Annotated in this window: 14 protein-coding genes; 6 read left to right on the plus strand and 8 right to left on the minus strand. The window is 61.7% G+C overall.

All coding sequences use genetic code 11. The features are described from left to right. Nucleotides 1-2: 2 nt before the first annotated feature. Nucleotides 3-1,127: a GNAT family N-acetyltransferase gene (locus tag AC07W0_RS05215; protein WP_079444486.1), complete on the minus strand. Its 1,125-nt coding sequence runs from the start codon at nt 1,125-1,127 to the stop codon at nt 3-5. 284 nt (nt 1,128-1,411) lie between these two features. Here AC07W0_RS05215 and AC07W0_RS05220 point away from each other — a divergent pair, with 284 nt between their 5' ends. Next, on the plus strand, nt 1,412-2,734 hold the full coding sequence (locus AC07W0_RS05220; protein ID WP_017845274.1) for a putative porin: 1,323 nt from the start codon (nt 1,412-1,414) through the stop codon (nt 2,732-2,734). Between the two features lie 120 nt (nt 2,735-2,854). Here AC07W0_RS05220 and AC07W0_RS05225 read toward each other — a convergent pair whose 3' ends face one another. From AC07W0_RS05225 to aceK, 5 genes are all read right to left on the minus strand, one after another. Then, nucleotides 2,855-3,088, minus strand: a complete 234-nt coding sequence (locus tag AC07W0_RS05225) for an anti-sigma factor family protein (protein WP_017845273.1) — start codon at nt 3,086-3,088, stop codon at nt 2,855-2,857. Beyond that, nucleotides 3,082-3,696 carry an RNA polymerase sigma factor gene (locus tag AC07W0_RS05230; protein ID WP_017845272.1) on the minus strand — a complete coding sequence of 205 codons (615 nt, stop codon included), beginning with the start codon at nt 3,694-3,696 and terminating at the stop codon, nt 3,082-3,084. Before AC07W0_RS05230 ends, AC07W0_RS05225 begins: the two co-directional genes overlap by 7 nt. An 86-nt stretch (nt 3,697-3,782) precedes the next feature. Then, the gene (locus AC07W0_RS05235; RefSeq protein ID WP_017845271.1) at nt 3,783-4,904 is read right to left on the minus strand and encodes a beta-ketoacyl-ACP synthase III; all 1,122 of its coding nucleotides are present in this window, start codon (nt 4,902-4,904) and stop codon (nt 3,783-3,785) included. A gap of 228 nt (nt 4,905-5,132) precedes the next feature. Further along, the gene (gene hrpA, locus AC07W0_RS05240; RefSeq protein WP_102617640.1) at nt 5,133-9,044 is read right to left on the minus strand and encodes an ATP-dependent RNA helicase HrpA; all 3,912 of its coding nucleotides are present in this window, start codon (nt 9,042-9,044) and stop codon (nt 5,133-5,135) included. Nucleotides 9,045-9,114: 70 nt separating this feature from the next. Continuing rightward, nucleotides 9,115-10,836 (minus strand): bifunctional isocitrate dehydrogenase kinase/phosphatase, encoded by a 1,722-nt coding sequence (gene aceK / locus AC07W0_RS05245; protein WP_046489433.1) that lies wholly within the window; start codon nt 10,834-10,836, stop codon nt 9,115-9,117. 255 nt (nt 10,837-11,091) lie between these two features. Here aceK and AC07W0_RS05250 point away from each other — a divergent pair, with 255 nt between their 5' ends. Then, nucleotides 11,092-11,988, plus strand: coding sequence for a DMT family transporter (locus tag AC07W0_RS05250; RefSeq protein WP_017845268.1), 897 nt, complete (start codon nt 11,092-11,094; stop codon nt 11,986-11,988). A 32-nt stretch (nt 11,989-12,020) separates the two neighbouring features. On the opposite strand, the gene AC07W0_RS05255 is transcribed toward AC07W0_RS05250, so the two are convergent. Further along, nucleotides 12,021-12,881 carry a DMT family transporter gene (locus AC07W0_RS05255; protein ID WP_046382460.1) on the minus strand — a complete coding sequence of 287 codons (861 nt, stop codon included), beginning with the start codon at nt 12,879-12,881 and terminating at the stop codon, nt 12,021-12,023. Between the two features lie 426 nt (nt 12,882-13,307). Here AC07W0_RS05255 and AC07W0_RS05260 point away from each other — a divergent pair, with 426 nt between their 5' ends. Beyond that, nucleotides 13,308-14,099 carry a CPBP family intramembrane glutamic endopeptidase gene (locus tag AC07W0_RS05260; protein ID WP_102617639.1) on the plus strand — a complete coding sequence of 264 codons (792 nt, stop codon included), beginning with the start codon at nt 13,308-13,310 and terminating at the stop codon, nt 14,097-14,099. A gap of 73 nt (nt 14,100-14,172) precedes the next feature. Further along, nucleotides 14,173-15,738: a methyl-accepting chemotaxis protein gene (locus AC07W0_RS05265; RefSeq protein WP_017845265.1), complete on the plus strand. Its 1,566-nt coding sequence runs from the start codon at nt 14,173-14,175 to the stop codon at nt 15,736-15,738. A 218-nt stretch (nt 15,739-15,956) separates the two neighbouring features. Here the strand turns inward: AC07W0_RS05265 and AC07W0_RS05270 are convergent, their stop codons facing one another. Further along, entirely contained in the window at nt 15,957-16,649 is a 693-nt protein-coding gene (locus tag AC07W0_RS05270) for an alpha/beta family hydrolase (protein WP_017845264.1), read from the minus strand. A gap of 79 nt (nt 16,650-16,728) precedes the next feature. On the opposite strand from AC07W0_RS05270, the gene ccoN reads away from it, so the two are divergent. Together ccoN and ccoO are read left to right on the plus strand one after the other, a co-directional pair. Continuing rightward, nucleotides 16,729-18,153, plus strand: coding sequence for a cytochrome-c oxidase, cbb3-type subunit I (ccoN, locus tag AC07W0_RS05275; protein ID WP_017845263.1), 1,425 nt, complete (start codon nt 16,729-16,731; stop codon nt 18,151-18,153). Between the two features lie 10 nt (nt 18,154-18,163). Next, nucleotides 18,164-18,772, plus strand: coding sequence for a cytochrome-c oxidase, cbb3-type subunit II (ccoO, locus tag AC07W0_RS05280; RefSeq protein WP_017845262.1), 609 nt, complete (start codon nt 18,164-18,166; stop codon nt 18,770-18,772).

Below are 18,772 nucleotides of genomic sequence, written 5' to 3' on the forward strand. Positions count from 1 at the left end.
GTTCAGCCCTGCCGATACGGCAGGGCTGCCCTCGCCTCTTCGGCATAGGCCAGAATCCCCACCCGCTCGCGCTCCAGGAAGTCTTCGACGGCCGTCTTCAACCCTGGATGACGCAGGTAGTGCCACGACCGGGTGATCACCGGCTCGAACCCGCGAATCAATTTATGCTCGCCCTGGGCACCGGCATCGAAGCGCTGCAAGCCGTGGGCGATGGCGTAATCCATGCCTTGGTAGAAGCAGGTTTCGAAATGCAGGCGGTCGAATTCCGCCAGGCAGCCCCAGTAACGCCCAAAGAAGCTGTCGCCGCCGATCAAGCTGAACGCCATCGCGACCGGGCGCGTGCCTTGTTTGGCCAGCACCACGCGGATCGCTTCGGGCATGCGTTCGGCCAGCAGGCTGAAAAACGCACGGGTCAGGTACGGCGCCTGGCGGCGCACCGCGTAGGTGTTGGCGTAGCAGGCGTAGACGAAATCCCACTGCGCCTCGCTCAGTTCATGGCCTTGCAACCATTCGAACTCGATGCCCTGCCCCGCCACCTGTTCGCGTTCCTTGCGCATCTGTTTGCGCTTGCGCGAACTCAAGGCGTCAAGGAAGTCCTGGAAATCCCGGTAGCCGCGGTTCTGCCAGTGAAACTGACAGCCCAGGCGCGGCAACCAGCCCGGCTGTCGGGCCAGGGCGTCATCCGCCAGCGGGTCGGTGAAGTTGATATGGGCGCTGGAGAGCCCTTCGATTTCCAGGTAACCGGGCAGGCTGCCGAGCAACTCGAAACCGTCTTCGGCGCTGGCGGCCAACAGGCGCGGGCCGCTGACCGGGCTGAACGGCACGGCGACCAACAGCTTGGGGTAGTAATCGATACCGGCCCGCTCGCAGGCCTGCGCCCAACCGTGGTCGAAGACGTACTCGCCAGAGGAATGCCATTTGCGATAACCGGGCAATGCCGCCACCAGCCGATCACCGTCCCAGTGCAGTAAATGCTCAGGCTGCCAACCCGAATGCGGGCCGAGGCTGGCGCTGTCTTCCAGCGCGCTCAGGAACGCATGTCGCACAAAGGGCTGGGCCTGCGGCACCAGGGCGTCCCAGGCCTGCGGGGCGATTTCGGACAGGCTGTCCAGGCGTTGCAGCGGCATCGGCATCCTCACTACTTCAGGGCGTGAAAGCCTCGCGAGTATCGCTTATCGCCGCTCCCGACACACCTCCAAATCGCCGGACAAGGCTCTAAACCAATAGTTCCGTTTATAAATAATTTGTCATCTACCTGACATCAGTTCGCCACTGCGCCGTCATAAACGATCGCGATACTGACGCCTGTTTTTAGCGCGCCTGGTTCTACCCCGGCAGTTATTTTTCCGTCCGTCATCGGTCGGTTGTGTCCTGGATGGTTTGCCATCCCTCCTCACTTTCGGAGATTGATATGCGTCTTGCTTCCACTAAAACTGCGGCGGCCCTTTGTGGCGGCTTGCTGCTGGCCCTGAGCGTTCCGGCCAGCGCTGCAGTCGACGCTAAATTGCTCGACATGCTCAAGGCCAACGGTCAAATCTCGGCATCGCAGTACACTGAACTGCAAGCTGAGCTGGCCAAGGATCAGAAAGAAAAGCAGATCGCACAGCAAGCTCAACAAGAGACCAACGAACAGATCGCGGCCACCGCGAAAAAAGCCAACGACCTGAGCGTGTTCGACCAGAAACTTGCCTGGGCCGCCAAGACCCAGTTCAAGGGTGACGTGCGCTTCCGTCAGGAAACCGTGAAGATCCAGGGCGAATCCAACAACGGTGGCCGTGACAAGGACCGTCAGCGTATCCGTGCCCGTCTCGGCGCCTACACCGAGATCAACGACCAGGTCGACACCGGCATTCGTATCGCCACCGGCAGCAGCGACGATGCACGCTCCACCAACCAGGACCAGGACAACTACTTCGACAAGAAGTCGATCTGGCTGGACCTCGGCTACATCGACTACCACCCGAAGCAGATCAAGAACCTGCACGTCATCGGCGGCAAGATGCTCCAGCCATGGGTGAACATGGGCGACGTGATCTGGGATAGCGATATCAACCCGGAAGGTCTGGCCCTGACCTACAAATACCCGCTGGGTAGCAGCGCCGAGCTGTTCGGCAGCCTCGGTAACTACAACCTCAAGGACAACGTCGACGGCGACGGTGTGCAATTCCGCCACGACCTGCGCCTGACTTCCGGCCAGTTGGGCACGCGTTTCTCGGTGACCGACAACCTGAAAATGACCCTGGGCGGCAGTATCTACGCCTACCAGAACGACGAAAACAGCACCTGTACGAGCAGCACCACGCCTTGCGCACTGGCGGTCAACGGCAACTCGGCGAACGAACAATTCCGTCTGTACGAAGGTTTTGCCCAAGCCGACATCGGTGGCCTGGCCGTGCCGCTGGCGTTCTACGGTCAGTACGTGAAGAACAACGACGCTTCCACCGATCAGGACACCGCCTGGTTGCTGGGTGCCAAGTCCAAGGTGTTCGGTTTCAACCTGGACTACAACTACCGCGATACGCAACGTAACGCTGTGGTAGGCGCCTTCACCGATTCGGACTTCGCCAACGGCACCACCGGTTCGCGCGGTCATAAGATGAAGGTCAGCTACGACATCGACAAGAACTTCGCCGTCGGCGCCACGTACTTCCTGACCAAGGCTGACTACGCCAGCCGCACGCAGCGTGATGCCAACACCAACACCCTGCAGTTGGATGCTGAAGCCAAGTTCTAACTGTAAGTGCGACACGCCTTGGGCCAGGATGGCCCGGGGTGGCTGTAACAGCCTGGCGTGGGTGAATCGGTCCCCATCATCCGTCCGATTCCCCCATGCGAGTCTGCCTTCCCCCCGCCGTTACTGATCCTTGCGCCGCTCGGCGGCCAGCCGTTCAGCCAAGGCATCCACATCCTGTACCGGCGCCTGCGGCATGATCCGCAATGTCGCCTGCAGCAAGCGCATCTGACGGATAAAACGCCGGCAATTAGGGCAGAACATCAAGTGATGACGCACCAGCAGCCGCTCGCGAAAGGTCAACTGACCATCGAGAAAGTCACTGGAACGCGCCACTTGCTCTTTACACGTCAACATTCGCCGGTTTCCTCAAAATGCTCCACCGTGGCGAAGACTTTAAGCCGTGCGCGATGCAACAGCACCCGCACATTGGAGAGCGAAAGCGTCAGAAGATTACAAATCTCCTCCAACTCCAGGCCCTGGCGTTCACGCAGCACCAGTACGCTGCTTTGCAATTCCGACAAACTCAGCAACGTATGTTCCAGGCATTTGCGCAGTTCGTCCTCCGTGAGCAGGGCTTCCGGGGTGTCCTGGTGCCAGGCAAAAGGGGCGACCGCCCAGTGACCGTCATCCGCGCTGAAACGCTCATCGCCGATCGTGCCGTGGGGCGAGGGCAAATCATCGAGTAACACTTCGCGACGATTCTGTTTGTAGCGGCTCTTGGCGGCATTGGCGGTGATGGTCAGCAGCCAGGTCTTGAGGCTGGAGCGCCCTTCGAACTTGGGCAGGTTGCGTACCACCGACAGCCAGGCGTCCTGTACCACTTCGTCGGCATGACGCTGACCGGCAATCGCGTAGGCCACCGCGCGCATGGCGCTTTGGTATTGGCTGACCAATTCCTTGTAGGCCCGCTGCTCGCCCTTGAGCAAGCGTTCAAGCAGGTGCGCGTCGTCCGCTACTGCCATTCGAGACCTCGGTTTCCAAGTGAGAACGCGATCTGTGTGGGGGCTGGCTTGCCAGCGCCCACATTTGACCGCGGCGAGCCGCAGGATCAGCGTTTGCGCAGGATCACGCTGCCGATCGAATAGCCGGCGCCAAACGAGCTGAGTACCGCCACGGCGCCTTTGGGCAGGTCGTCCTGGTAAGTGTGGAACGCGATCACCGAACCCGCCGAGCTGGTGTTGGCGTAAGTGTCGAGAATCACTGGTGCTTCTTCCACCGTGGCTTCACGCCCCAGCAGCTTCTTCACGATCAGGTGGTTCATGCTCAGGTTGGCCTGGTGCAGCCAGAAGCGCTTCACGTCGTTCACGTTCAACTGGTTTTCCGCCAGGTGCGTGCCGATCAACTCAGCGACCATCGGGCAGACATCCCGGAAGACTTTACGGCCTTCCTGCACGAACAGCTTGTCGGGCGCGCCGATGCCCTCTTCCGCCGCGCGGTTGAGGAAGCCGAAGTTGTTGCGGATGGTATTCGAGAACTTGGTCAGCAGCTTGGTGCTGACCACGTCGAACTGGTGCTCGGAGGTCGCCAGGTCAGCGCGCTCGAGGATCACCGCAGTGGCCGCGTCACCGAAAATGAAGTGGCTGTCGCGGTCGCGGAAGTTCAAGTGGCCGGTGCAGACTTCCGGGTTGACCATCAGGATCGCCCGGGCCTGGCCCAGCTTGATGCTGTTGGCGGCGTTCTGGATGCCGAAGGTCGCCGAGGAACACGCCACGTTCATGTCGAAGCCGAAACCGGCGATGCCCAGGGCTTCCTGGACTTCGATGGCGATGGCCGGGTAGGCGCGTTGCAGGTTGGAGCAGGCGACGATCACCCCGTCGATGTCGGCGGCGGTCTTGCCGGCGCGCTGCAGGGCCTGTTCGGCGGCGCCGATGGCCATCTGGCAGAGCACCGACCATTCGTCGTTGCTGCGCTCGGGCAGGCGCGGGGTCATGCGCTGCGGGTCCAGGATGCCGTCCTTGTCCATCACAAAACGGCTCTTGATGCCCGACGCCTTCTCGATGAAGGCTGCGCTGGACTCGGTCAGCGCCTGCACGTCACCGCGTTCGATGGCGGCGGCGTTCTCCGTGTTGAACTGCTGCACGTAGGTATTGAAAGACTGCACCAGCTCTTCGTTGGAGATGCTGTTGGCCGGGGTGTACAGGCCAGTGCCGCTGATGACGACGTTATGCACGGTCGTTCCTCTAAATCTGTCAGGCAGAAGATATTGGTACCGTCGTACCAAACTGTAAGTCGTTTGATTCCGTCCAGCGGGCATCAAACTGGCAACGCTTTATTCCATCGCGCCGCGGCTGCACACCAGCCCATCACGACGCTCCCGGCATTTATAACCGCGAAGTTTGCCACAACCCTGGGGATTTGGCGCCATATCCCGGATAAGCGCCATTGCCCATTGGTGTGATCACGCTTCGACCAGGCTCCATTGCTTGCTCAGGCGCTTGTCGGAAATCGGCACCCGGGTGCCCAACTGCTGGGCAAACAACGACACCCGATATTCCTCCAACCACCAGCGATAGAGCGCTAGCTGGGGGTCGTGCTTGCCTTCCTGGGCATGCTTGTTCAAACGGTTCTGGTACTGCGCCCACAGGCCTGCCAGCTCGCCGCTCCACACCCGATCTTTTTGCACCTGGCTGGGCAGTTTTTCCAGACGCAGCTCGATCGCCTTGAGGAAACGCGGCAACTCCTTGAACCACTGCGCCGGAGTTTCGCGCACAAAGCCGGGATAAACCAGATTGCTCAGTTGCAGCTTGATATCGTTCAAGGCCACCGCCTGGGCCAGGTCGATCTTGCCTTTGAAGCGCTTTTGCAGGCCGTGCCAGAGTTTCAACACGTCCAGGGTCAAGCGCGCCAGGCGCTCGGCGTGTTCGGTCCAACCGCCACGCTTGCGCTCGGCCAGCGCCGCCAGCCCGGCGCCGTCACGCGGCAGGCTGGCTTCGCCTTCCAGCACGCAGCTGTCGAGGCTGGCCAGCAAAATATCTTCCACCAGCGCCTCGATGCGCCCCAGTTCGCGGTACATCAGGCCCAGCTCGGTCAGGCCGGGCAATTTGCCGCGCAGGAATTTTGCCGGTTCGGCCAATTGCTGCATCAGCAGGCGCTGCAAGGCGCGACGGTGCTGGAACTCGGCCTCGGCGGCGGTGGAGAAACGTCCTTCCTTGACCGTGCCGTTTTCTTCCACCAGCGCCGGGTACACCGTCATCGACAGCCCGGCGATCTTTTGCTGGGTCTTCTCGGCCACCGCCGCGAACACCTTGGCTTCCACCGGCTGTTGGCTTTTTGCCGTTTGCGGCACGGCCAACGCGGCCTGGCTGGCCTCGGCAAAGCGCGCGGTCAGTTCGGCCAGGTCGCGGCCTTCGCCGAGAAACTTGCCCTGGCCGTCGACCACTTCCAGGTTCATCTTCAGGTGGCTTTCCACCTGCTGCGCGGCCTCGGCCCAGGCTTCATCGCTGACGCGCGCGCCGGTCATGCGCAGCAGTTCGCGCCCCAGCGCCTGGGGCAGCGAGCCCTGGGCGAATTCGATACGTTGCAGGGCGGCCCTGACGAAGTCCGGCACCGGCACGAAATTCTTGCGCAGGGCCTTGGGCAGGTTGCGCACCAGGGCGATGCACTTGGCTTCGATCACCCCCGGCACCAGCCATTCCAGGCGTTCGGCGGGCAACGCCGGCAACAGCGGCGCCGGCACGCGCAAGGTCACGCCGTCACGCGGGTGGTTGGGTTCGAAGTGGTAACTCAAGGCCAGCGCCAGGTCGCCCAGGTGCAGGGTGTCCGGGTAATGCGCGGCGGTGACTTCGCTGGCGTCGCGGGCCAGCACGTCTTCCTCGCGCATGATCAACAATTGCGGGTCTTTCTGGCTGTTGACCTTGTACCAGCTGTCGAACGTCGCGGTCTGGTGGATCTCCGCCGGCAAGCGCGCATCGTAGAACGCGTACAGCGTCTCTTCGTCGGCCAGGATGTCGCGCCGACGCGCCTTGGCTTCCAGCTCGTCGAGCTGCTCCAGCAACTGCTGATTGGCGGTCAGGCACTTGGCCCGGGACTGGATTTCGCCGCGCACCAGGCCTTCGCGGATAAACAGCTCGCGCGACACCACTGGGTCGACCGGCCCGTAATGCACCGGCCGGCGCCCGACCACGATCAGCCCGAACAGGGTGATCTGCTCGAACGCCACCACTTGGCCACGCTTCTTCTCCCAATGCGGTTCGAAGTGGTTTTTCTTGATCAGGTGCCCAGCCAGCGGTTCGATCCAGTCGGCATCGATCTTCGCCACCATGCGTGCGTACAGCTTGGTGGTTTCGACCAGCTCGGCGGTCATCAGCCACTGCGGACGTTTCTTGCCGATGCCCGACGACGGGTGAATCCAGAAGCGCCGCTGACGCGCACCGAGGTAATCGCCGTCTTCGGTTTTCTGCCCGATCTGACTGAGCAGGCCCGACAGTACGGCTTTGTGCAGTTTCGCGAAGTCGGCCGGTTCCTTGTTGAGGCTCAGCTGCATGTCGCGGCAGATCAGGCTCAACTGGCGATGGGAATCGCGCCACTCGCGCAGGCGCAGGTAGTTGAGGAAGTTCTTGCGACACCAGTTGCGCAGCGGGCTGGCAGTCAGTTCCTGGCGCTGCTCTTCAAAGCCACGCCACAGATTGACCAACCCGGCGAAGTCCGAATCGGCGTCCTTCCATTGTGCGTGGGCCTGGTCGGCGGCCTGTTGGCGTTCCGGCGGGCGCTCGCGCGGGTCCTGGATCGACATGGCGCTGGCCACGATCAGCACTTCCTGCAGGCTGCCCAGCTTGGCGGCTTCGAGCAGCATGCGGCCCATGCGCGGGTCCACCGGCAGGCGCGCCAACTGGCGACCCAGCGGGGTCAGTTGGCTGTTGCGGTCGACCGCCGACAGTTCTTGCAGCAGGTTGAAACCATCGCTGATGGCCTTGCCGTCCGGCGGTTCGATAAACGGGAAGTCGCTGATTTCGCCCAGGCGCAGGTGCAGCATCTGCAGGATCACAGCCGCCAGGTTGGTGCGCAGGATCTCCGGGTCGGTAAATTCCGGGCGGCCGATAAAGTCTTCTTCGCTGTACAGGCGGATGCAAATCCCCGGCTCGACCCGGCCGCAGCGGCCTTTACGCTGGTTGGCGCTGGCCTGGGAGATCGCCTCGATGGGCAGACGCTGCACCTTGGCGCGGTAGCTGTAGCGGCTGATGCGCGCGGTGCCGCTGTCGATCACATAACGAATGCCCGGCACGGTCAGCGAGGTTTCGGCGACGTTGGTCGCCAGCACCACGCGCCGGCCGGGGTGGGACTGGAAAATGCGCTGCTGTTCGGCCGGTGACAGGCGCGCATACAGCGGCAAAATCTCGGTGTGCTTGAGCTGGGCCTTGCGCAGCATGTCGGCGGCATCGCGAATCTCGCGCTCGCCCGGCAGGAACACCAGCACGTCGCCAGGGCTGCGCCGCTCGCTGCGCTCGTAGGCGGCGATTTCATCGAGGGTGGCGAGGATTGCCTGGTCGACGGTCAAGTCGTCCTCGACGCGGTTGCCCTCCTCGTCCTGTTCCAGGGTCAGCGGGCGATACCAAGTGTCCACCGGGAAGGTGCGGCCCGACACTTCGACAATCGGCGCATCGTCGAAATGCTTGGAGAAACGCTCCAGGTCGATGGTCGCCGAGGTGATGATGACTTTCAGGTCCGGGCGACGCGGCAACAGGGTTTTCAGGTAGCCGAGCAGGAAGTCGATGTTCAGGCTGCGTTCGTGGGCTTCGTCGACGATGATCGTGTCGTAGCGTTCGAGGTAGCGGTCGTTCTGGGTTTCCGCCAGCAGGATGCCGTCGGTCATCAACTTGATCAGGGTGTTGGAATCACTCTGGTCTTCGAAGCGCACCTGATAACCGACCAGTGCGCCGAGCGGCGTGGCCAACTCTTCGGCAACCCGGCTGGCGACGCTGCGCGCTGCGATCCGACGTGGCTGGGTGTGGCCGATCAGGCCGTATTGGCCGCGACCGATCTCCAGGCAGATTTTCGGCAACTGGGTGGTCTTACCCGAACCGGTCTCGCCGGCGATGATCAGCACCTGATGCTTGAGCAACGCCGCCTTGATTTCGTCGCGCTTGGCGGCGATCGGCAGGCTGTCGTCGTAGCGGATCAGCGGCAGGCTGGCGCGCCGCGCCGTGACCTGGGCGCAGGACGCCTGCATGCGCGTCACCCACTGCGCCAGCTTCTCCTCATCGGGCTTCTTGCGCAGCTCGAGCAACTGCCGCCGCAAACGGTGGCGGTCGGCGAGCATGGCGTGATCGAGGTTTTTCAGCAGTTGGTCGATAGCGGGCGCTTGGTCAGTCATCAGGTGCGTTTTGGTCGTCTATTTATGCAGGGGGCGGATTGTCGCAGAAAACCGCCGGCATGCGCGCCCCTCATTCGTTCTCGCGCTCCTTGCGCCGGTATGGAAACACATCAATGACCTTTCCGGCGCGAATCGCGTCCTGCAGGCCCTTCCAGTAGTCAGCATCGTACAACTCGCCGTGCAGTTGATCGAACAGCTTGCGCTGGCCGGCGTCGGCGAACAGGAACGGCGGGAACTCTTCGGGGAACACATCCAGCGGGCCGATGGAGTACCAGGGCTCCGAGGCCATTTCATCCTCCGGCGTGCGGGGCGCGGGGATGTGGCGGAAGTTGGCTTCGGTGAGGTAGCAGATCTCGTCGTAGTCGTAGAACACCACACGGCCGTGGCGGGTGACGCCGAAGTTCTTCAGCAGCATGTCGCCGGGGAAAATGTTCGCCGCCGCCAGTTGCTTGATCGCCAGGCCATAGTCTTCCAAGGCTTCGCGCTCCTGGGCGGGGCTGGCGTTGTCGAGGTAGAGGTTGAGCGGGGTCATGCGCCGTTCGGTCCAGCAGTGGCGGATCAGCACGGTGTCGCCTTCGACGGCAACGGTGCTGGCGGCCACGTCGAGCAATTCGGCCAGGCACTCGGGCTCGAACTTGCTCAACGGAAAGCGAAAATCAGCGAACTCCTGGGTATCGGCCATGCGCCCGACGCGGTCGACGCTTTTGACCAGGCGGTACTTCTCGATCACGGTGGCGCGGCTGACGTTTTTCGACGGCGAGAAGCGGTCCTTGATGATCTTGAACACCGTGTTGAAGCCCGGCAACGTAAACACGCTCATGACCATGCCGCGGATACCGGGAGCCATGATGAACTGATCGTCGGTGGTGGCCAGGTGGTTGATCAGGGCGCGATAGAATTCCGACTTGCCGTGCTTGTAGAAGCCGATCGAGGTGTACAGCTCGGCAATGTGCTTGCCCGGCAGGATGCGCTTGAGGAAGCCGATGAACTCCGCCGGCACCGGCACGTCGACCATGAAGTAGGAGCGGGTGAAGGAGAAAATGATCGACACATCGGCTTCGTCGGTGATCAGCGCGTCGATCTGGATGCCCTGCCCTTCGCGGTGCAGCAGCGGGATTACGAGGGGCCACTGCTCGTCACGGGTGTAGATGCGTCCGACAAGGTAGGCACCCTTGTTGCGGTAGAGCACCGAGGAAAACAGCTCGACCTTCAGCTCAGGGTCCTTGCACACCCAGTCCGGCAGGTTCTCGCGCAGTTGCACTTCGAGGCGGCGCAGGTCGGCCGGCAGGTCCGCGTAGGGCTCGCTGAAGCTGTAATCAGCGAAAATCTGCGCCAGCATGTCGGAAATTTTGCCGACTGGGGTGTAGACCCGGGTTTGCGCCGCCCTCGCCCGGCGCAGGCTCGGCCGCGTGGTGTGGACGAACATGCAGCCGTCACTGATCAGGTCATGGCTGAACAGGCCACAGAAGATCGAGTTGTACCAGGTCTCGGACAGCTCATCGTCAAAGCGCAGGTCGATCAGGCCGATGTAGGCGCTTTTCACCAACGGCCAGGCCTCGATGTCCATCAGGGTGGCGTCATCGAAGCTCGCCCGCAGGCGGCTCGTCACTTCGCTGACTTTCTCCTCATACAGGTTGATACGCGCCGCCGAAGCCGCCTGGCCCTGCTGCCACTGGGCCTTTTCGAAACGTTCACGGGCACCATCGGTGATCTGGCGGAAGTGCTCGCGGTAATCGTCGAAGCCATCGAGGATCATCTGGGCGATAGCGAGGGCGGGTGTGCGCTGCGACATGCGGGAAACCTCGGACGGGTATCTGGAAGCCCAGAGCTTAGCCAGTCAAGGGAGCCAGGAGAAGCAGTCATTTAGCATGCTAGTTTGTGGACTTTCGTTCATTTCGCAGATTTATGGGCGTTATTGGAAACACTCACTGCGGCCAATGCATAAATCGGCCAACACAGCCGATGACGCGGGTTGTCCTGTAATCAGTGATTGTGTCGAGCCAGTCGCTGGGCAACACTCGCCGCCTTATTGATGTAGGAGTTTTCCGTGAGACCTGTCGACACCCTATACCTGCTGGGGCTGGCCGCGATCTGGGGCGCGAGTTTCCTGTTCATGCGTATTATCGCCCCGGAAATCGGCACGCTGCCGACCGCGTTCTTCCGCGTGTCGATTGCCGCCGCCGGGTTGCTGGTGATGCTCGCGGTGATGCGCGTGAACTGGGACTTCCAAGGCAAGTTCAAGACCATCCTGCTGCTGGGCGTGATCAACTCCGGCATACCCGCGACCCTGTACTCCGTGGCGGCCCAGGTGTTGCCGGCGGGTTACTCGGCGATCTTCAATGCCACCACGCCGTTAATGGGCGTGCTGATTGGCGGATTGTTTTTCAGCGAACGCCTGACGCCATCGAAAGTCGCCGGGGTGTGCCTGGGCCTGTTTGGCGTGGGCGTGCTGACCCGCGCCGGGCCGGTGGCGTTTGACCTGGAATTGTTGATGGGCGCGTTGGCCTGCCTGTTGGCCACCACTTGCTACGGTTTTGCCGGGTTTCTCGCGCGCCGCTGGCTGGATCAGCGCGGCGGGCTCGACAGTCGGCTCGCGGCCCTGGGCAGCATGCTCGGCGCGACCTTGTTCCTGCTGCCGCTGTTTGCCTACAGCGCCATCGTTCATCCGCCGGCAAGCTGGGGCGGCTGGCACGTGTGGTTGTCGTTGCTTGGGTTGGGGCTGATGTGTACGGCGTTTGCCTACGTCCTGTACTTTCGCCTGCTGACAGCCATTGGCCCGGTGCGATCGATGACCACCACCTTCCTGATCCCGCCGTTCGGGGTGCTGTGGGGTGCGTTGCTGCTGGATGAGCCGCTGTCGATGGCGCATCTGTATGGCGGGATATTGATCGCGGGGGCATTGTGGTTGGTGTTGCGGCCAGGGAAATTGGCCAAAGCGCTGTAGGAGCATGCCTGCCCCTACAGCGTGTCCGCTGGTTAGCGTTTACGGAACACAAAAACCAGGCCAATGATGATCAACCCCATCCCCAGTAAGCTCAACCACGCGAGCCGGTTGCCGAAGATCAGGTAATCCATCACCGCCGTCACCGCCGGCACCAGGTAGAACAGGCTGGTGACATTGACCAGGTTGCCGCGGGCGATCAGGCGGTACAGCAACAGCGTCGCCAGCAGCGACACCACCAGGCCCATCCACAGCACCGGCAGGTAAAAACTGGCGGTGTGCTCGAAGTGGAACGGCTGGAACGGCACGAACACCGAGCACAACACCAACCCGGCCAGGTATTGCACGGGCAGCGTGCCCAACGGGTTGTCGGTGATGCGCTTCTGCATGATCGAGCCGAAGGTCATGCTTGCCAGGGCCAGCAAACCGAACAACATCCCGGCCAGGGACATCCGCGACAGCCCGATGCCCTGGTACACCACCATGATCAAGCCGGCCAACCCCAGGCCCAGGCCGAACATCCGGCGCCAGGAACGCTGGCGCTCCATCAGCACCACGGTCAGGATCGGTTGCACGCCCATGATGGTCGCCATCATCCCCGGCGTGACGTTGAGGTCCAGGGCCAGCAGATAGAAAATCTGGTACGCCCCCAACAACACCAGCCCCGTCGCCGCCGCATACCACAGCGGCTTGCCGGGTTGTGGCAGTTTCAGCTTGAGGATCGGTACTAGCATCACCAGCCCCGCCAGGGCGATGGCAAAACGGATCAGCAAAAAGGCGAAGGGTGACGCATGGGCCAGGCCCAACTTGGAGAAAATCGCCCCGCTGCTCCACAGCAATACGAACAGGCTCGTCGAGGCCGCCGCGGCCACGGATTGTTTCGACATAACAGACATGGTTACCACCTGTAATCAGGCAAAAAAAGCCGATTCAGCCAAGCAAGGCTGAAACTCAGTAGGTTTTTTTCAGGCGGGCATAGGGGAACAGCAATCAGCTGATCAGCCCGAAATGCCAACACCCGGCGGTGATACGACTGCGTACACCGGCGTGCTACTGACAGGTGGGGGGTAGTGGCTGATCTGCGCAGGCTGCAGGTTCCCGCACGGCACGACCACAGCGCTGGACGCTGAATCGACTACCGCTATGCACAGGAATGCAGGCATGGGCTGATCTTTTGAGGAGGTGAAGACGCGGCGACTATAACCAACCGCCGACATATTTTGCAATCGCTCCGACAGCGCCCTTTTCGCGTGACGGCATTTTCATTTTGGCGCCGGAACCCACTCGCTATACTACCGAGCAGTTTTTTCCAAGGATGTCACATGAGCGCATTGCCCTGGGTGTATCTCGTCCTCCTGTCCATCGGCTATGCACTGGCGTTGGTCTACGGCCAACTGGGTGTGCTCGCGGCCATCTCCGTGGCGCTGTTGTTGATCGCCGGGTATGCGGTACGCCAACAACGTACCCCGTGGGCGCGCTACGTCGGCCATGGGTTGTTCATCGTCTTGGCCTTGGGCCTGGCGATGCACTGGCTGCCGGGGTTCTACAATGGGCGCGGTATCGCCCCCCAGCGTTTCAGCGCCGATGCCGTGCCCTTCTCGATGTACCTCAACCAGGACAAACCACTGATCGGTTTCTGGCTGTTGCTGGCCTGCCCGTGGATTGTGGCGCGGCGTTCATTGCGCCTGTCGATCTGCGTCACCGCCCTGGCGCTGGCGCTGACGGCCATCGCAGCCCTGGGCGGCGCGGCGTTGCTGGGGATCATCAGTTGGGCGCCGAAGTGGCCGGAGCAGGCGTGGCTGTGGGTGCTGAATAATCTGTTGCTGGTGACGCTGGTGGAAGAAGCGCTGTTTCGCGGCTACATTCAGGGCGGCCTGAGCCAGCGCCTCAAACACTTGCCCTACGGCGAAAACCTCGCATTGCTGCTGGCCTCGCTGCTGTTCGGCCTGGCGCACCTGAGCGCGGGCTGGCAGTGGGTGCTGCTGGCCAGCATCGCCGGGGCCGGTTATGGCCTTGCTTATCGTTTTGGCGGCCTGGGTGCGGCAATTGCCACGCATTTCGGCCTGAATTTGCTGCATTTCGGACTGTTTTCCTATCCAATGCTCGCCGGCTGATTATTACGAAAATAAGTTAAATAAATGATCGCCATCGCCGATACCCCTTGAAAGCCTTGCGGATTGAATAACCATGCGTAATAACCAACCCGTTACCCAGCGCGAACGTACCTTCCCCGCTCAGCAACGGTTGATCTCCACCACAGATGCCAAGGGTGTAATCACTTATTGCAACGACGCTTTCGTCGAAATCAGTGGTTTCTCCCGCGACGAACTGGTGCGTGCCCCGCATAACCTGGTACGCCACCCGGACGTTCCGGCGGCTGTGTTCGCACACATGTGGTCCACGCTCAAGCAAGGCTTGCCATGGATGGGCATCGTCAAGAACCGCTGCAAAACCGGCGATCACTACTGGGTCAACGCCTATGTGACGCCAGTGTTCGATGGCAACCAGGTGGTCGGCTATGAATCGGTGCGCGTCAAGCCCACCGCCGAGCAGGTCCGCCGGGCCGAAGCGCTCTACCACCGCATCAATCAGGGCAAGCCCGCCATTCCCCGGCGGGACAAGTGGCTGCCGGTGCTGCAGGACTGGCTGCCATTTATTCTGGTCAGCCAGTTGAGCTTCATGATTGGCGCATCGCTCAATTCTCAATGGGGCTTTGCCCTCGCGGCAGGGTTGTCGGTGCCGCTGGGCCTGCTGGGCCTGAGCTGGCAACAGCGCGGTCTCAAGCGTTTGCTGCGCCTGGCCGAACAGACCACCTCCGACCCGTTGATCGCGCAGATGTATACCGACAGCCGTGGCGCCCAGGCGCGACTGGAAATGTCGATCCTCAGCCAAGAGGCACGTCTGAAGACCTGTCTCACGCGCTTGCAGGACACCGCCGAACACCTCAACGAGCAGGCGGCGCAGTCCAACACCCTGGCGCACAATAGCTCCAGCGGCCTGGAACGCCAGCGTGTGGAAACCGAACAAGTGGCTACCGCGGTCAACCAGATGGCGGCAACCACCCAGGAAGTCGCCAGCCATGTGCAGCGCACGGCCGATGCCACCCAGGAAGCCAATCGCCTGACCGGGCGCGGCCGCGATATCGCCGGGGAAACCCGCGAGGCGATTCAGCGGCTGTCGGCCGCGGTTGGCGAGACCGGCGTGACGGTCACCCAACTGGCCAAGGACAGCGATGAAATCGGCGGCGTGGTCGACGTGATCAAAGGCATCGCCGACCAGACCAACCTGCTGGCCTTGAACGCCGCGATCGAAGCAGCGCGTGCCGGTGAGATGGGCCGTGGTTTTGCGGTGGTTGCCGATGAAGTCCGCCAATTGGCGCAGCGTACCGCTGAATCGACCGGGCAGATCCACACCCTGATCGCCAAGCTGCAGCAGACCGCCGCCGCTGCCGTACAAACCATGGACGCCGGGCATCGCCAGGCCGAAGAAGGCGTGGCGCGGGTGATGGAAGCGGACCAGGCACTGGTGGGCATCAGCGAAGCGGTGGCCAACATCACCGACATGACCACACAGATCGCCGCCGCCACGGAAGAGCAAAGTTCGGTGGCCGAAGAGATCAGCCGCAATATCAGCACCATCGCGCTGTTGGCGGACCAGACCTCGGAACAGGCATTGAACTCGGCGCAGTTGAGTGAAGAGCTTACTGTTACCGCCAATACCCAGTATTCGCTGGTAGAGCGTTTTAACCGTTAAACCGCTATCGGGGGCAAGTCGAATCGTCGCACCGCCCCTCCCACATTTAACCGCGTACACACCTTGGAATGCGGTCGAATGTGGGAGAGGGCTTGTTCCTTCCCACATTTAACCGTGTACACACCTTGGAATGCAGTCGAATGTGGGAGAGGGCTTGTTCCTCCCCACATTTAACCGTGTACACCTCATGTGGGAGGGGGCTTGCCCCCGATAGGGCCCTAACAGGCGCCGATAAACTGAGCCACTCGCACCGCCGCCGCCTCCAAATGCTGCTCATGGCTGAACCCTGAAGCCTTCAACGGTTTCAAATCATGATCCCCCGCCGCCAGCCACAGCACCTCGATGCTCGGTGACAAGTCATACCCCTGCACCGCGGCTCGATTACCCAAGGCATCGCGTTCGCCCTGCACAATCAATGTCGGCGTGTTCAACCCGGCCAAATGCGCGACTCGCGGCTTTTCCGGCTTGCCCACCGCATAGAACGGATAGCCCAGGCACACCAAGGCATCGGCCTCCAATTCATCGGCGAGCAAACTGGCCATGCGCCCGCCCATGGACTTGCCACCGATGGCCAGTTTCCCAGCGGCATGGCGTCGCACCTCGGCATACACCTCGCGCCAGCTTTCCAGCAGTTTCGGCGCCGGGTTAGGCGGGCGCTTGCCCCCGTCCAACCGGCGCTGGGCCATGTAGGGAAACTCAAAGCGCACCACATTGACGCCATGCCTGGCAAGGCGCGCAGCCATGTCGTTCATGAAAGATGAGTCCATCGGTGCGCCGGCACCGTGGGCCAGGATCAGCGTCACAGGCGTATGCGCTGACGCACCCGAGGCGATATCCCACAGCCAGCCATGCTCCTGCACACACCGTGCCCATTGATCCCCGTCAATACTGGCCTTGTGCTCTTTGCCCATGCTTACCTCGCTTTTTAGTCTGCCTATAACTCCAGCCCAAGTGTCGCATCTGCTTGGGTTGAACCGTGGATGGGGAACCATGAACACTACTTTAAGTACCGCCTATAACTACAAGGTGGTCCGCCAATTCGCGATTATGACGGTGGTGTGGGGCATCGTCGGCATGGGGCTCGGGGTTTTTCTCGCGGCTCAATTGGTGTGGCCTGCACTCAACTTTGACTTGCCTTGGACCAGCTTCGGCCGCTTGCGCCCGCTGCACACCAACGCGGTGATCTTCGCCTTCGGGGGTTGTGCGCTGTTTGCCAGCTCCTTCTACTCGGTGCAGCGCACCTGCCAAACCCAGCTGTTCGCGCCGAAAGTCGCGCAGTTCTGCTTTTGGGGCTGGCAACTGGTCATTGTCCTGGCAGCGATCACCTTGCCACTGGGTTACACCAGTTCCAAGGAATACGCCGAGCTGGAATGGCCGATCGACATCCTGATCACTATCGTCTGGGTGGCTTATGCCATTGTGTTCTTCGGCACTGTGGCCAAGCGCAATACCAAGCACATCTATGTCGGTAACTGGTTCTTCGGTGCGTTCATCATCACCGTGGCAATCTTGCATATCGTCAACAACCTGGAAATCCCGGTCAGCCTGACCAAGTCCTACTCGCTGTACGGCGGTGCGACGGATGCCATGGTGCAGTGGTGGTATGGGCATAACGCAGTGGGTTTCTTCCTGACTGCCGGCTTCCTCGGGATGATGTACTACTTCGTACCCAAGCAAGCCGAACGTCCGGTGTATTCCTATCGCCTGTCCATCGTCCACTTCTGGGCGCTGATCACCCTGTACATCTGGGCCGGTCCGCACCACCTGCACTACACCGCGTTGCCGGACTGGGCACAGTCGTTGGGCATGGTGATGTCCCTGGTGCTGCTGGCACCAAGCTGGGGCGGCATGATCAACGGCATGATGACCCTCTCGGGCGCCTGGCATAAGCTGCGCAGCGACCCGATCCTGCGCTTCCTGGTCGTCTCGCTGGCGTTCTACGGCATGTCGACGTTCGAAGGGCCGATGATGGCCATCAAGACCGTCAACTCGCTGTCGCACTACACCGACTGGACCATCGGCCACGTACACGCCGGCGCGCTCGGCTGGGTGGCGATGATCTCCATCGGCGCGCTGTATCACATGATCCCGAAAGTCTTCGGCCGCGAGCAGATGTACAGCGTCGGCCTGATCAACGCGCACTTCTGGCTGGCCACCATCGGCACCGTGCTCTACATCGCCTCGATGTGGGTCAACGGCATCGCCCAGGGCCTGATGTGGCGTGCGATCAACGAAGACGGCACCTTGACCTACTCCTTCGTCGAAACCCTGGTGGCCAGCCACCCTGGCTTCGTCGTGCGACTGGTGGGCGGTGCGGTGTTCCTCAGCGGCATGTTGCTGATGGCTTACAACACATGGCGCACCGTGCGCTCGGCACAACCTGTCGAAGCCACCCCTGCCGCGCAGACGGCCTGAGGAGTCAGTGATGAAACACGAAACGATTGAAAAGAACGTCGGCCTGCTGATGCTGCTGATGGTGCTTGCCGTGAGCATCGGCGGCCTGACCCAGATCGTCCCGCTGTTCTTCCAGGACGTGACCAACAAACCGGTGGAAGGCATGAAGCCCTACACCGCGCTGCAACTGGAAGGCCGCGACATCTACATCCGCGAAGGTTGCGTACAGTGCCACTCGCAGATGATCCGTCCGTTCCGTGCCGAGACCGAGCGCTACGGGCACTACTCGGTTGCGGGCGAAAGCGTCTGGGATCACCCGTTCCTGTGGGGCTCCAAGCGTACCGGGCCAGACCTGGCGCGCGTCGGCGCACGCTACTCGGACGACTGGCACCGCGCGCACTTGTACAACCCGCGCAACGTAGTGCCTGAGTCGAAAATGCCGGCCTACCCATGGCTGGTGACGGCACCGCTCGACAGCAGCCACACCGAAGCCAAGCTCAAAGTGATGCGTACCCTTGGCGTGCCCTACACCGACGATGACATCAACGGTGCAGTGGCCAGCCTCAAGGGCAAGACCGAGATCGACGCGCTGGTTTCGTACCTGCAAGTCCTCGGCACCGCCATCAAGAGCAAGAGGTGA

Source organism: Pseudomonas sp. GW704-F2, assembly GCF_059423025.1.